Consider the following 13711-nt stretch of genomic DNA (forward strand, 5'->3'; position numbering starts at 1 on the left):
CCTATGACCAGTGCAACCACTGGCTGGTAAACTGCCCGTCATATCCATTCAGGGCAGTACCAGCGGGAATACGGTTTATTCGTCTTCCAGCTCGATGTTAATACCCAGAGAGCGGATCTCTTTCAACAATACGTTGAAGGATTCCGGCATTCCTGGTTCCATCTGGTGGTTGCCATCCACGATGTTTTTATACATCTTGGTACGGCCGTTAACATCGTCGGACTTGACGGTGAGCATTTCCTGCAAGGTGTACGCGGCACCATATGCTTCCAATGCCCACACTTCCATCTCACCGAAGCGTTGACCACCGAACTGCGCCTTACCACCCAGCGGTTGCTGAGTAACCAGGCTGTACGAACCGGTTGAACGAGCATGCATTTTGTCATCCACCAGGTGGTTCAGTTTCAACATATACATGTAGCCAACTGTAACCTGACGTTCGAATTGCTCACCAGTACGACCATCAAACAGGGTAATTTGCCCAGAAGTTGGCAAGTCACCCAGTTTCAGCAGTTCTTTAATTTCTTTCTCTTTCGCACCATCAAATACTGGTGTTGCAATTGGCATACCTTTTTTCAAGTTTTCTGCCAAACGCATAACTTCTTCATCAGAGAAAGTGTTCAGATCAACTTTCTGACGGGTTTCATCACCCAGGTCATAAGCTTTCTGGATAAATTCACGCAGTTTGGCGACTTCCTGCTGCTGTTTCAGCATCGCGTTAATCTTGTCACCAATACCTTTCGCAGCCATCCCCAGGTGAGTTTCCAAGATCTGACCAATGTTCATACGTGATGGTACGCCCAGTGGGTTCAGTACGATATCTACCGGAGTGCCGTTTTCATCGTAAGGCATATCTTCGATCGGGTTGATCTTGGAGATAACACCCTTGTTACCGTGGCGGCCCGCCATCTTATCACCCGGCTGAATCTGACGCTTAACCGCCAGATAAACTTTAACGATTTTCAGCACGCCCGGTGCTAAGTCATCGCCCTGCGTGATCTTACGACGTTTAGCGTCCAGTTTTTTCTCGAACTCAGTTTTCAGTTCGTCATACTGTTCAGCCAACTGTTCCAGCTGATTCTGTTTTTCTTCATCCGCCAGACCCAGTTCTAACCAACGCTCACGAGGCAGCTTATCCAATTTCTCAGCTTCAATGCCGCCAGAAATCAGGACAGAACGGATACGGGCAAACAAGCCAGCTTCAAAGATCCGCAACTCTTCTGTCAGGTCTTTCTTAGCCTGACGCAGTTGCATCTCTTCGATTTCCAGAGCACGTTTATCTTTTTCAACGCCGTCTCGGGTAAATACCTGTACGTCGATAACCGTACCGGATACGCCATTGGGTACGCGCAGAGAAGAGTCTTTAACATCAGACGCTTTCTCACCGAAGATAGCACGCAGCAGTTTTTCTTCTGGCGTCAGCTGAGTTTCACCTTTAGGTGTCACTTTACCAACCAGAATGTCACCGCCAGTCACTTCCGCACCAATATAAACAATACCGGATTCATCCAGTTTGGAGAGTGCCGCTTCACCCACGTTAGGAATGTCAGCAGTGATCTCCTCAGGCCCTAATTTGGTATCACGAGACACACAAGCCAGTTCCTGGATGTGAATAGTTGTAAAGCGATCTTCCTGGACAACACGCTCAGAAACTAAGATGGAGTCCTCGAAGTTATAACCATTCCACGGCATGAACGCTACGCGCATGTTCTGACCCAGCGCCAATTCACCCAAGTCAGTGGATGGGCCGTCAGCCAGTACATCACCGCGCTCTACGGGTTCGCCCAGAGAAACACATGGCATTTGGTTAATACAGGTGTTCTGGTTAGAACGGGTGTATTTAGTCAGGTTATAGATATCGATACCTGCTTCACCCGGATACATTTCGTCTTCGTTTACTTTGATAACGATACGGGATGCATCAACGTACTGAACCACGCCGCCGCGTTTAGCAACGGAAGTTACACCTGAGTCAACCGCTACAGCACGTTCCATACCTGTACCGACCAGCGGCTTATCAGCACGCAGAGTAGGAACAGCCTGACGTTGCATGTTTGCACCCATCAATGCGCGGTTTGCGTCATCGTGTTCCAAGAATGGGATCAAGGAAGCACCGACGGAAACCACCTGCTGAGTGGAAACGTCCATATACTCAACCTGTTCACGGTTGAATAAACTGGATTCGCCATAATTACGGCAGGTTATCAGATCTTCAACGAAGTGACCTTCATCGTCCAATACGGTGTTTGCCTGTGCGATAACGAAGTTACCTTCTTCAATCGCAGACAAGTAATGAATTTCATCAGTGACAACACCATCACGAACCAGACGGTATGGGGTTTCAAGGAAACCATACTCGTTAGTCTGCGCATAAACAGACAATGAGTTAATCAGACCGATGTTCGGACCTTCCGGGGTTTCGATTGGACATACGCGACCATAATGCGTTGGATGTACGTCACGCACTTCGAAGCCCGCACGCTCACGGGTCAAACCACCTGGGCCCAACGCAGAAATACGGCGTTTGTGAGTGATTTCAGAAAGTGGATTGTTTTGGTCCATAAACTGAGACAGCTGGCTGGAACCAAAGAATTCTTTCACCGCGGCGGAAATTGGCTTAGCGTTGATCATATCCTGAGGCATCAGAGTATCCAGATCACCCAGAGACAGACGCTCTTTAACCGCACGCTCAACACGTACCAGACCAACACGGAACTGGTTTTCCGCCATTTCACCCACAGAACGGATACGACGGTTACCTAAGTGGTCAATATCGTCGACTTCGCCTTTACCGTTACGGATGTCAATGAGCTTCTTCATGACATCAGTGATGTCATTTTTACTCAGAATACCAGAGCCTTCAACTTCTTCTCGGCTTAGTGAACGGTTGAATTTCATACGACCAACCGCAGAAAGATCGTAACGATCTTCTGAGAAGAACAGATTTTCAAACAGATTTTCTGCTGCTTCACGGGTTGGCGGCTCACCAGGACGCATCATGCGATAGATTTCAACCAATGCACCTAAACGATCGTTGGTTGGATCAACACGAAGTGTCTCGGAAATATATGCGCCGTGATCTAAATCGTTGGTGAACAATGTTTCGATAGATTTGTGACCAGCCTGGCTCAAACGTGCCAACAGATCCAAAGAGAGTTCCATGTTAGCCGCACAGATAATTTCACCTGTATTGACATCAATGTAATCTCTTGCAACAACTTTACCCGCGATGTATTCAACCGGAACCTCAATACGGTTCACTTCGTCTTTTTCTAATTGGCGGATATGACGTGCGGTAATACGACGGCCTTTTTCAACATAAACCTTGCCGTTTGCTTCAATATCAAAAGAAGCGGTTTCACCACGCAAACGTTCTGGTACCAGGGTCATTTGCAGTCTGTTGTCACGAATTTCGAAAATCGTTTTACTGAAGAACAGGTTCAAGATCTCTTCAGTGCTGTAATTCATTGCACGCAGAATAATGGTTGCCGGCAATTTACGGCGACGGTCAATACGCACAAACAGGTTATCTTTTGGATCGAATTCGAAATCTAACCAAGAACCACGGTAAGGGATAATACGTGCGTTATACAGCACTTTACCGGATGAGTGAGTTTTGCCCTTATCGCTGTCAAAGAATACACCAGGACTACGATGTAACTGGGAGACAATAACCCGCTCAGTACCATTGATAACAAAAGTACCGTTGTCAGTCATGAGCGGAATTTCACCCATGTAGACTTCTTGTTCTTTGATGTCTTTGACCGTGCCTTCCGGTGCTTCACGTTCATAGATGACCAGACGCAGTTTAACGCGCAGAGGTGCAGAATAAGTGACACCACGAATCTGGCACTCTTTAACATCAAACACTGGCTCACCAAGACGGTAGCTAACGTATTGCAGCTCCGAACTGCCACTGTAGCTTTGAATTGGGAATACAGAACGGAATGCCGCTTCTAAACCATTCTGGCCTTCTGGATCTTGCTCGATAAATTTCTGGAACGAGTCAAGTTGGATAGAAAGGAGATAGGGTACATCCAAAACTTGTGGACGCTTACCAAAATCCTTACGAATACGTTTTTTCTCGGTATAGGAGTAAACCATAGGGTTCCTCAGCTCGCTGATCAGTGACCCACTCTGCCCGCCCTAAAGGACAGCTCTTTACGACACTGTTTTTTCGAACAGAAAATTGAATTATTTTCCGTAATACTCATTGCTATTACTCTTAAATCATTTCATTGCGCTACCTTACTACCGAGCTACCCGAGTGGATCGTAGCTGAGAACGCAGTATATTAAGTCGTCAATAGGAAAAAGTATTTGGGGGTTAATTAGCAGCCAAACAGTGGAAATGCTACTAATGCCCTACAGCGCAAAAAGGCTGGTGATTAAAAAATCACCAGCCGTCAGCCTGTAAAGTCAGGCTGCTAACTCAAAACTGAACTTACTTAATCTCAACAGAAGCACCAGCTTCTTCCAGAGATTTTTTCAGTGTGTTAGCTTCATCTTTGCTGATAGCTTCTTTCAGTACAGCTGGAGCGCTTTCAACCAGATCTTTTGCTTCTTTCAGACCCAGGCCAGTTGCGCCACGTACTGCCTTGATAACAGCAACTTTGTTAGCGCCGATAGAAGACAGAACAACGTCAAACTCAGTTTGTTCTTCAACAGCTTCAGCAGCGCCAGCAACTACAGCAACAGCCGCTGCCGCGGAAACGCCGAATTTGTCTTCCATTGCAGTGATCAGTTCAACAACATCCATAACGGACATACCTGCAACTGCGTCCAGAATTTGTTCTTTATTGATAGACATAACAAGTGTTCCTAAAATTCAGAAATAATTTATACGTTAAAAAGCAACGAAGGAAATCGGCAATTAAGCTACTTCTTTCTGCTCGCGTGACTCGCGTAACGCAGCCAGAGTACGAACCAGTTTGCCTGCAACGGCTTCTTTCATGGTTGACATCAGGCGTGCGATTGCTTCTTCGTAAGTCGGGAGTGTTGCCAAACGGTCAATATTGGCCGCAGGAATAAACTCACCTTCAAAGGCTGCTGCTTTAATCTCGAGTGCTGGATTCGCTTTCGCGAACTCTTTGAACAGACGAGCAGCTGCGCCCGGGTGTTCGTTAGAAAAAGCAATCAAGGTTGGACCAACAAACGCTTCTTTCAGGCACTCATAGGCAGTACCTTCAACAGCACGGCGGATCAGCGTGTTACGAACAACACGAATGTAAACGCCCGCTTCGCGACCTGCTTTACGCAGTTCAGTCATTTTATCTACAGTAACGCCACGGGAATCCGCAACAACCGCAGACAGCGCGCCTTTGGCAACTTCGCTGACTTCAGCAACAATCGCTTGTTTGTCTTGAAGATTTAGTGCCATTAGCTTCTTGCTCCTGGATTAACCGGGAAGAACCCGGAACTCACATCGCTCATAACACCATAAAGGGGCTTGAGCTCTAAAACACGGTGAGCAGAATCCAGAAATGAATTTCATTTGGCTCTGTCACCGTCTACGCAGGAATATTAAGTAATTACTTACACCTGCGGTCTTGGACGGGGCTTGGATTAGGCCAAGCTCCAACCGAAAATTTTTTATTTAGCTAATAAAAAACTTACTAGCCAAACATAAGGCGCCAAATTCTAGACAAATCCGACGCCAAGGTAAAGCGATAATCACAATCACATTCAGCTAAAATTAAGCTGAAGCATTCAGACCAGACTGATCAATCGCAACACCTGCGCCCATAGTAGTGGACAGGCTAACTTTCTTAATAAAAATACCCTTGGCAGAAGATGGCTTAGCTTTTTTCAGCGCAACCAGCAGAGCTTCCAGGTTTTCTTTCAATTTGTCAGCGTCGAAGTCAACTTTACCAATGGTGGTGTGGATAATGCCGTTTTTATCGTTACGGTAACGAACCTGACCCGCTTTAGCATTCTGAACAGCTTCAGCAACGTTAGGTGTTACAGTACCCACTTTAGGGTTTGGCATCAGGCCACGTGGGCCCAGGATTTGACCTAATTGGCCAACAACGCGCATTGCATCTGGAGATGCGATAACAACGTCAAAGTTCATTTCGCCTTTTTTAACCTGTTCAGCCAGGTCTTCCATACCTACCAGTTCAGCGCCAGCCGCTTTAGCAGCTTCAGCGTTTGCACCCTGGGTAAATACAGCTACGCGAACGGAACGGCCAGTACCGTGAGGTAGTACAGTTGCACCACGTACGTTCTGGTCAGATTTACGAGCATCGATGCCGAGATTAACAGCAACGTCAACGCTTTCTACGAATTTAGCAGTTGCCAGTTCTTTCAGAAGAACAACGGCTTCGTTAATGTCATACTGTTTAGTTGCATCAACTTTTTCACGGATTGCGCTCATGCGCTTGGTCAGTTTAGCCATCGATTAACCCTCCACTACCAGGCCCATGGAACGAGCAGTACCTTCAATTGAACGCATCATTGCGTCAACATCAGTACCAGTCATATCCGCAGCTTTAGTTTCAGCAATTTCACGAATCTGAGCGCTGGTTACTTTACCAACTTTATCTTTATTCGGTTTGCCGGAACCTGATTTAACACCGGCTGCTTTTTTCAGCAGAACAGCGGCTGGTGGGGTTTTAGTCACGAAAGTGAAAGAGCGATCAGAATAAACAGTGATCACAACAGGAATCGGCAAGCCTTTTTCAATGCTATCAGTTTTAGCATTGAACGCCTTACAGAATTCCATGATGTTAACACCCTGCTGACCTAAAGCAGGACCTACTGGAGGGCTTGGGTTAGCCATACCCGCTGCAACCTGCAACTTGACATAGGCTTGTACTTTCTTAGCCATTGATAATTTTCCTCTGTGTGGGTGATATCGCCTTGTTTAAAAGGCTCCCCTGTCATTTCAGCCCCGCCGTTTCAGGCCAGACCACTAAAAACAAAAGGCGCGAAATTGTATGTTAATTTCACGCCTATTGCAAGCCAGCTAGAAGATATGCCTAGAAATTAAGCTTTCTCTACCTGACTGAAATCCAGCTCAACGGGTGTAGCACGACCAAAGATAGAAACCGATACCTTCAGGCGGCTTTTCTCGTAGTCGACTTCTTCCACAACACCATTGAAGTCTGCAAATGGGCCATCGCTGACACGGACCATTTCGCCTGGTTCGAACAATGTTTTTGGCCGTGGTTTATCACCAACCTGCTGAAGACGATTCATAATCGCATCAACTTCTTTATCACTGATTGGTGCCGGGCGGTCAGATGTGCCACCGATAAAACCCATGACACGCGGTACGCTGCGAACAAGATGCCATGTTGCATCGTTCATGATCATTTGTACCAGCACATACCCAGGGAAGAATTTGCGTTCACTTTTGCGACGCTGGCCGCTACGAATCTCAACAACTTCCTCTGTTGGCACCATCACTTCGCCAAAAGAATCTTCCATATCATGCAGTTTGATATGTTCACGTAAAGATTGTGCAACACGACCTTCAAACCCGGAGAATGCCTGTATGACATACCAACGTTTTTTTGGGGAATCTGACATCTTAGAACCTCAGGCCTGTAATAAATGAAACTAAACGCACCAGGATGCCGTCAAGACCCCAGAGGATCAAAGACATCAATGCAGTCACTGCCGCCACAATCAAAGTTGTGTGCAACGCTTCCTGGCGAGTTGGCCAAATGACTTTGCGCATTTCAACGCGGGCTTCACGGGCAAAAGCCAGTGTGGTTTTACCTTTAGCTGTCCAGAGCGCAACCGCTCCCGCAAGAGCAACAATAACAACAACCGCCATCGCGCGTAGAGGAAGGCTATACTCCCGATAAAGGTAGTTTCCAACGATAGCAACCGTTAATAAGGCTGCCACTAATAGCCATTTCATTACCTCAAGACTACGCCTGCTTTCTTGAGCATCGCTATTCGTACTCATAAACCAACCTGTAACTATGATTTAAATAGATAGCCAGCTTGCCTCGCAAGAGCAAAACAAATCAGACCGAACCAAAAAATTTGAGTGATTGTATCTGACTTGGCGCCATAATTCAGTATGACATTGTATATCTGAGAGATATATAGCCAATTCGTTGTATCAGAGCCTATCTCACCAATAATTAAAAACAACTATTGATGAGATAGGTTCTTATAAAACAACGTACAAAAAGGGCATCAGTTGATGCCCTTTTAGAGTAATCACATCAAAAAATTATGCGATAACTTTAGCAACAACACCAGCACCTACTGTACGGCCACCTTCACGGATTGCGAAGCGCAGACCCTGGTCCATCGCGATTGGTGCAATCAGGGTAACAATCATCTGAATGTTATCACCTGGCATCACCATTTCCACGCCTTCTGGCAGTTCGATAGTCCCGGTCACGTCAGTTGTACGGAAGTAGAACTGTGGGCGGTAGCCTTTGAAGAACGGAGTATGACGGCCGCCTTCGTCTTTGCTCAGAATATAAACTTCTGATTCGAAAGTGGTGTGTGGCTTGATTGAACCGGGTTTTGCCAATACCTGACCACGTTCGATTTCGTCACGCTTGGTACCACGCAGCAGAACACCCACGTTCTCACCCGCACGGCCTTCGTCCAGCAGTTTGCGGAACATTTCCACACCCGTACACGTGGTTTTAGTCGTGTCTTTAATACCCACGATTTCAACTTCTTCACCCACTTTAACGATACCGCGCTCTACACGACCGGTCACCACGGTACCACGGCCTGAAATAGAGAATACGTCTTCGATTGGCAGCAGGAATGGCTGGTCAATTGCACGCTCGGGTTCTGGGATGTAGCTGTCCAGGGCTTCTGCCAGTTCGATGATTTTGGCTTCCCACTCTGCATCACCTTCCAGTGCTTTCAGAGCAGAACCACGGATTACTGGCGTGTCGTCGCCTGGGAAATCATACTNGTCGTCTACCATGTCACATTTGTTCAGGAACACGATGATGTAAGGAACGCCTACCTGACGGCCTAACAGGATGTGCTCACGCGTCTGTGGCATTGGACCGTCAGTCGCGGCAACTACCAGGATCGCGCCGTCCATCTGAGCCGCACCGGTGATCATGTTTTTCACATAGTCGGCGTGGCCTGGGCAGTCAACGTGCGCATAGTGGCGGCTTGGGGTATCATATTCTACGTGAGAAGTAGAGATGGTGATACCACGCGCTTTTTCTTCTGGCGCGTTATCGATTTGGTCGAATGCACGAGCGTTACCACCGTAGGTTTTAGCCAGTACAGTAGTGATAGCAGCAGTCAGGGTAGTTTTACCGTGGTCAACGTGGCCGATAGTACCAACGTTAACGTGCGGTTTTGTACGTTCAAACTTTTCTTTAGACATTAGATTGTCCCTCTAAGACACGGAATCGGTGGTTCCACCACATCAACCAAGCAATTGCTCGTTGAATATCGCTTACAGGAATAAAATCGGGAGACTAAGGACATTAAGGAAGTGGTGCTGATAGGCAGATTCGAACTGCCGACCTCACCCTTACCAAGGGTGCGCTCTACCAACTGAGCTATATCAGCACATCTTGGAGCGGGCAGCGGGAATCGAACCCGCATCATCAGCTTGGAAGGCTGAGGTAATAGCCATTATACGATGCCCGCATTGAACTCAGCTACCTGACTTTAATCAGCTGTACGTTGCTCTCGATATACTTCGCTTCCAATTAAGCACAAAAATAATATCAAGATTAAATCTGATTCTTTGGTGGTGGGGGAAGGATTCGAACCTTCGAAGTCTGTGACGGCAGATTTACAGTCTGCTCCCTTTGGCCGCTCGGGAACCCCACCTTTCCAAGTTTTCAATGGTGCCGGCACCAAGAGTCGAACTCGGGACCTACTGATTACAAGTCAGTTGCTCTACCAACTGAGCTATGCCAGCATCAAGTGCTGCGCATTCTAGGCAGTGTGAACGCTCTATGCAACAAAAAAATTGCTTTCCTTGATCATTCGGTCACAAAACGCTCATTTTCATTCGATTAGCTGTTTTTTTCAATAGATTTAGCTCAAATAATGAACTAAAAATTACCTACAACTACTAAGGAACTGATCACAGTGCCCGATAAAACTTGATAGGCCGCTTCATCTTGTGTCATTTAAATCTCCATCATGATAAACAAACAGCCGAAGCTAAAATTAAGTAAAACAACTCAATTTTTTACAATTCTGCATTATCTTACAAAAAAAACCGCTAAAAATATAAAAAAGCCTACGCCTGCCGCTCATCAGTCGATATCATGCGATTTATTTTTTGTCAGGTACAGGTTGTTTATTGCAACTTGTCCAACCTGCATAAACAGGCAGATGTTGGTTTATGAATAAAAAAGAACCTTTTTTGGCTACTCCATATTTGCAATTCAATCGTGAACAATGGGCAACCTTACGTGATTCAGTTCCACTGACATTAACAAAAGAAGAATTAATTGATTTAAAAGGAATTAATGAAGAAATTTCTTTAGAAGAAGTTGTTGAGATCTACCTTCCTTTATCTCGCTTGCTCAATTTTTATATTAGTTCAAATTTACGTCGTCAAGCAGTGCTCGAACAATTTCTAGGTACTGATGAACAAAAAGTCCCTTATGTCATAGGAATTGCTGGCAGTGTTGCTGTTGGTAAAAGCACTACTGCTCGTCTATTGCAAGCTCTACTGAGTCGTTGGCCTGAACACAGAAGTGTAGAATTAATTACTACAGATGGTTTTCTACATTCTAACAACGTGCTGAATGAACGTGGGCTGATGAAAAAGAAAGGGTTCCCGCAATCATATGATATGCATAGCTTAGTGAAATTTGTATCTGATATTAAATCGGGCTCTAAACAAGTATCCGCACCAGTTTACTCTCACCTTACCTATGATATCGTACCGAATGAGCAAAAACTCATTAAACAACCAGACATTTTGATTCTAGAGGGTCTGAATGTATTACAAAGCGGTATGGATTATCCTCATGATCCACACCATGTATTCGTCTCTGATTTTGTCGACTTTTCTATCTACGTCGATGCCCCAGAAAAATTACTCAAAAGTTGGTATATCAGTCGTTTCTTAAAATTCCGCCAGGGTGCCTTTTCCGATCCAGATTCTTATTTCCACAGTTATTCCAAGCTATCAGAAGAAGAAGCCATAAATACTGCATCTGATATCTGGCAAGAGATCAATGGACTGAATTTGCGACAAAATATTTTACCCACTCGAGAACGCGCAAGTCTAATCATGACAAAAGGTACTAATCACACTATTGAAAGCGTAAGGCTACGTAAGTAAAGATAGCCTCCGAACCCGGAAGATATGTCTCTTCCGGTCATTTTTAACAACCTCTTAAAGAAATCTCCCCGCCGATATATGGGGTTATGACATCATTCTGATCAAGTAACAAAGCACCTTGCTGATTAATACCCCTGGCTATACCATACACTTCCTGACTACCAATGATTAATTTCACCGGTCTATCCATAAAATTATCTAACTCAAACCACCGAGAAACAAATGAAGACAAACCTTCATTTTCAAACTGAATTAGAGCTTTCCTTAGATCAAGTATTATTTCTACAGCCAATTTATTACGATCAACTTTAATTCCTGACTGCAACAAATTAATCCATTGCTGATTAATAGGTTCTTCGTCCTTATGATCCATCGAAATATTTATACCCGTACCTATCACAACCTGAGCAGCATCACCAGTCTTTCCTATTAATTCAACTAAGATTCCCGCTAACTTCTTATCATCAAGATATAAATCATTTGGCCATTTTACCTTAATTCTATTAGCGCCAAATCGATGCAATACTTCAGCAATAACAATGCCAACAACCAAACTCAATCCGATTGCAGCAGCAGGTCCTTGTTCAAGGCGCCAATACATAGATAAATAAAGATTTTTGCCAAAGGGTGAAACCCATTTCCTTCCACGCCGCCCTCTGCCAGCATACTGGTACTCTGCAACACAAGCATCCCCTGATTTCAACTCAGATAAACGCTCAAGCAAATACTGATTAGTCGAATCAATAACTGGCAAAACAGTTATACGATCCTGAGGTAAGTATTGCAAAATAGTAGACTCATCAAGTAGCTGCATAGGTACCATGAGGCTATAACCTTTACCAGGAGCAGTTTCCAGTTCAATTCCCCATTCACGAATTGTCTGTATATGCTTATTAATTCCAGCCCTGCTCATCCCTAAATCTTGCCCCAGTTGTTGACCAGAATGGACTTCACCATCAGACAAAATTTTAATCAATTGTAATGGTACGGTTATATCTTTCATGAAATACATTCCACAGCATCAATTTCGCCTTTCGAACCAATAAAACGCACCTCAGGTTCAAGTAATACACCAAACTTACTTATCACTTGCTGGCGAATATAGGCAGCCAATGCGATTACATCCTTACCGGTCGCATTTCCCTGATTTATCAATACTAGAGCTTGTCTGAAATGCACAGATGCACCACCGATGCGATAACCTTTTAAATTACACCGTTCAATGAGCCAACCTGCCGCTAATTTGAACATCCCACTAGCATGAGGATACTGGGGGCTATCAGGGTAACTTTCTTTAATTTTTACCGCAACTTCCGCACTGACAATTGGATTTTTAAAGAAACTACCTGCGTTTCCTATTATTGCAGGATCAGGTAATTTACTGGCGCGCATTGTACATACTGAATCAAAAATCTGCTGAGGAGTTACACTACTTCTCGACAACCTAGTCAAATCACCATAGCTCAACATCGGCTGCCAATTCTTCTTCAACAGTAAGCCTACAGAGATAATAAAATAACTTTCTTGATATTTATGCTTGAAAATACTATCCCGATACCCAAACTGACATTCATCAACACTAAGACGCGTTTGTTCTCCAGTTTCCAGATTCAGGACATCTACGTACTCACATACATCTCTAAATTCAATACCATACGCGCCAATATTTTGAATCGGGGCCGCACCAGCACAACCTGGAATTAACGCCAGATTCTCTAATCCATAAATCTGATTTTTAAGAGAATAACAGACTAATTCGTGCCAATTTTCTCCCGCTCCTACATGTAGACACCATGATTCATCAGTTTCCTGGTATTGAATCCCCATGATTCTATTCAGAATCACAGTTCCTTCAAAATCGTCAGTAAATAAGACATTACTACCCCCGCCAAGCAGCAGTACAGGTTGTTTTCGGCTTTTAGCTTTCTGCCATAAAGCTAATAAAGATTCAGCAGATTCAGCTATATCTAAACATTTAGCATGGGCTGATAACCCAAAAGTATTAAACTCTTTAAGAGAAAGCATTTACTCAATACTCAATAGCTATTTAATAAGTAGTTTATCAGCCTACAGACATGGAAAACAGTTGGAAAACAAAGTTAGTTTTTTCTCTAAATGCAAAAAGGCCACCCTTTTGGATGGCCTTTTTGTCTTAAAATAAAGCCTGGCAGTTCCCTACTCTCACATGGGGAGACCCCACACTACCATCGGCGCTACGGCGTTTCACTGCTGAGTTCGGCATGGGGTCAGGTGGGACCACCGCGCTATCGCCGCCAGACAAATTCTTTATATATTATCATGGTGCTGATACCCAGATTCGAACTGGGGACCTCACCCTTACCAAGGGTGTGCTCTACCAACTGAGCCATATCAGCAATAGCGGCTCGCCGTCAATATTAACGCAAACCCCAAAAAATTAAAGCCTGGCGGTTCCCTACTCTCACATGGGGAGACC

Annotated in this window: 11 protein-coding genes, 5 tRNA genes and 1 rRNA gene; 1 reads left to right on the forward strand and 16 read right to left on the reverse strand. The window is 44.9% G+C overall.

The genetic code is table 11. From position 1 onward, the window contains the following. Nucleotides 1-75: 75 nt before the first annotated feature. The 12 genes from rpoB to D3222_RS16195 all read right to left on the reverse strand — a co-directional run bounded on the left by rpoB (nt 76) and on the right by D3222_RS16195 (nt 9873). On the reverse strand, nt 76-4104 hold the full coding sequence (gene rpoB, locus D3222_RS16140; protein WP_118987074.1) for a DNA-directed RNA polymerase subunit beta: 4029 nt from the start codon (nt 4102-4104) through the stop codon (nt 76-78). Nucleotides 4105-4443: 339 nt separating this feature from the next. Beyond that, a complete protein-coding gene (rplL, locus tag D3222_RS16145; RefSeq protein WP_118987075.1) occupies nt 4444-4809 on the reverse strand; it encodes a 50S ribosomal protein L7/L12 in 366 nt (121 codons plus the stop codon). Nucleotides 4810-4872: 63 nt separating this feature from the next. Then, nucleotides 4873-5379 (reverse strand): 50S ribosomal protein L10, encoded by a 507-nt coding sequence (rplJ, locus tag D3222_RS16150; protein WP_118987076.1) that lies wholly within the window; start codon nt 5377-5379, stop codon nt 4873-4875. Nucleotides 5380-5694: 315 nt separating this feature from the next. Further along, complete coding sequence (gene rplA / locus D3222_RS16155; protein ID WP_118987077.1) at nt 5695-6396, reverse strand: 50S ribosomal protein L1; 702 nt, start codon at nt 6394-6396, stop codon at nt 5695-5697. A gap of 3 nt (nt 6397-6399) precedes the next feature. Further along, nucleotides 6400-6828 carry a 50S ribosomal protein L11 gene (rplK, locus tag D3222_RS16160; RefSeq protein WP_118987078.1) on the reverse strand — a complete coding sequence of 143 codons (429 nt, stop codon included), beginning with the start codon at nt 6826-6828 and terminating at the stop codon, nt 6400-6402. Nucleotides 6829-6986: 158 nt separating this feature from the next. Then, the gene (nusG, locus tag D3222_RS16165) at nt 6987-7532 is read right to left on the reverse strand and encodes a transcription termination/antitermination protein NusG (protein ID WP_011144820.1); all 546 of its coding nucleotides are present in this window, start codon (nt 7530-7532) and stop codon (nt 6987-6989) included. Between the two features lies 1 nt (nt 7533). Continuing rightward, complete coding sequence (gene secE, locus D3222_RS16170) at nt 7534-7917, reverse strand: preprotein translocase subunit SecE (protein WP_118987079.1); 384 nt, start codon at nt 7915-7917, stop codon at nt 7534-7536. Between the two features lie 273 nt (nt 7918-8190). After that, a complete protein-coding gene (tuf, locus tag D3222_RS16175) occupies nt 8191-9327 on the reverse strand; it encodes an elongation factor Tu (RefSeq protein WP_118987080.1) in 1137 nt (378 codons plus the stop codon). Between the two features lie 112 nt (nt 9328-9439). Continuing rightward, nucleotides 9440-9515 (reverse strand) — tRNA-Thr (locus tag D3222_RS16180). A gap of 6 nt (nt 9516-9521) precedes the next feature. Next, a tRNA-Gly gene (locus D3222_RS16185) sits at nt 9522-9596 on the reverse strand. A gap of 101 nt (nt 9597-9697) precedes the next feature. After that, nucleotides 9698-9782 (reverse strand) — tRNA-Tyr (locus D3222_RS16190). Between the two features lie 15 nt (nt 9783-9797). Beyond that, a tRNA-Thr gene (locus tag D3222_RS16195) sits at nt 9798-9873 on the reverse strand. Between the two features lie 432 nt (nt 9874-10305). Here D3222_RS16195 and coaA point away from each other — a divergent pair. After that, on the forward strand, nt 10306-11256 hold the full coding sequence (coaA, locus tag D3222_RS16200) for a type I pantothenate kinase (protein ID WP_118987081.1): 951 nt from the start codon (nt 10306-10308) through the stop codon (nt 11254-11256). Nucleotides 11257-11299: 43 nt separating this feature from the next. Here coaA and birA read toward each other — a convergent pair whose 3' ends face one another. The 4 genes from birA to D3222_RS16220 all read right to left on the reverse strand — a co-directional run bounded on the left by birA (nt 11300) and on the right by D3222_RS16220 (nt 13631). Further along, complete coding sequence (birA, locus tag D3222_RS16205) at nt 11300-12259, reverse strand: bifunctional biotin--[acetyl-CoA-carboxylase] ligase/biotin operon repressor BirA (protein WP_118987082.1); 960 nt, start codon at nt 12257-12259, stop codon at nt 11300-11302. Then, nucleotides 12256-13281 (reverse strand): UDP-N-acetylmuramate dehydrogenase, encoded by a 1026-nt coding sequence (murB, locus tag D3222_RS16210; protein ID WP_118987083.1) that lies wholly within the window; start codon nt 13279-13281, stop codon nt 12256-12258. Before murB ends, birA begins: the two co-directional genes overlap by 4 nt. A gap of 137 nt (nt 13282-13418) precedes the next feature. Beyond that, nucleotides 13419-13534: ribosomal RNA gene (gene rrf / locus D3222_RS16215) — 5S ribosomal RNA — on the reverse strand. A 21-nt stretch (nt 13535-13555) separates the two neighbouring features. Then, nucleotides 13556-13631: transfer RNA gene (locus tag D3222_RS16220), tRNA-Thr, on the reverse strand. Nucleotides 13632-13711: the final 80 nt, after the last annotated feature.

The sequence above is a fragment of the Photorhabdus sp. CRCIA-P01 genome (genome assembly GCF_003545805.1).
GTDB classification, from domain to species: Bacteria; Pseudomonadota; Gammaproteobacteria; order Enterobacterales; family Enterobacteriaceae; genus Photorhabdus; species Photorhabdus antumapuensis.

What these genes read in the sequence shown, in the direction of transcription:
- rpoB (WP_118987074.1), bottom strand. Translation starts at nt 4,104, where the DNA reads ATGGTTTACTCCTATACCGAGAAAAAACGTATTCGTAAGGATTTTGGT.
- rplL (WP_118987075.1), bottom strand. Translation starts at nt 4,809, where the DNA reads ATGTCTATCAATAAAGAACAAATTCTGGACGCAGTTGCAGGTATGTCC.
- rplJ (WP_118987076.1), bottom strand. Translation starts at nt 5,379, where the DNA reads ATGGCACTAAATCTTCAAGACAAACAAGCGATTGTTGCTGAAGTCAGC.
- rplA (WP_118987077.1), bottom strand. Translation starts at nt 6,396, where the DNA reads ATGGCTAAACTGACCAAGCGCATGAGCGCAATCCGTGAAAAAGTTGAT.
- rplK (WP_118987078.1), bottom strand. Translation starts at nt 6,828, where the DNA reads ATGGCTAAGAAAGTACAAGCCTATGTCAAGTTGCAGGTTGCAGCGGGT.
- nusG (WP_011144820.1), bottom strand. Translation starts at nt 7,532, where the DNA reads ATGTCAGATTCCCCAAAAAAACGTTGGTATGTCATACAGGCATTCTCC.
- secE (WP_118987079.1), bottom strand. Translation starts at nt 7,917, where the DNA reads ATGAGTACGAATAGCGATGCTCAAGAAAGCAGGCGTAGTCTTGAGGTA.
- coaA (WP_118987081.1), top strand. Translation starts at nt 10,306, where the DNA reads ATGAATAAAAAAGAACCTTTTTTGGCTACTCCATATTTGCAATTCAAT.
- birA (WP_118987082.1), bottom strand. Translation starts at nt 12,259, where the DNA reads ATGAAAGATATAACCGTACCATTACAATTGATTAAAATTTTGTCTGAT.
- murB (WP_118987083.1), bottom strand. Translation starts at nt 13,281, where the DNA reads ATGCTTTCTCTTAAAGAGTTTAATACTTTTGGGTTATCAGCCCATGCT.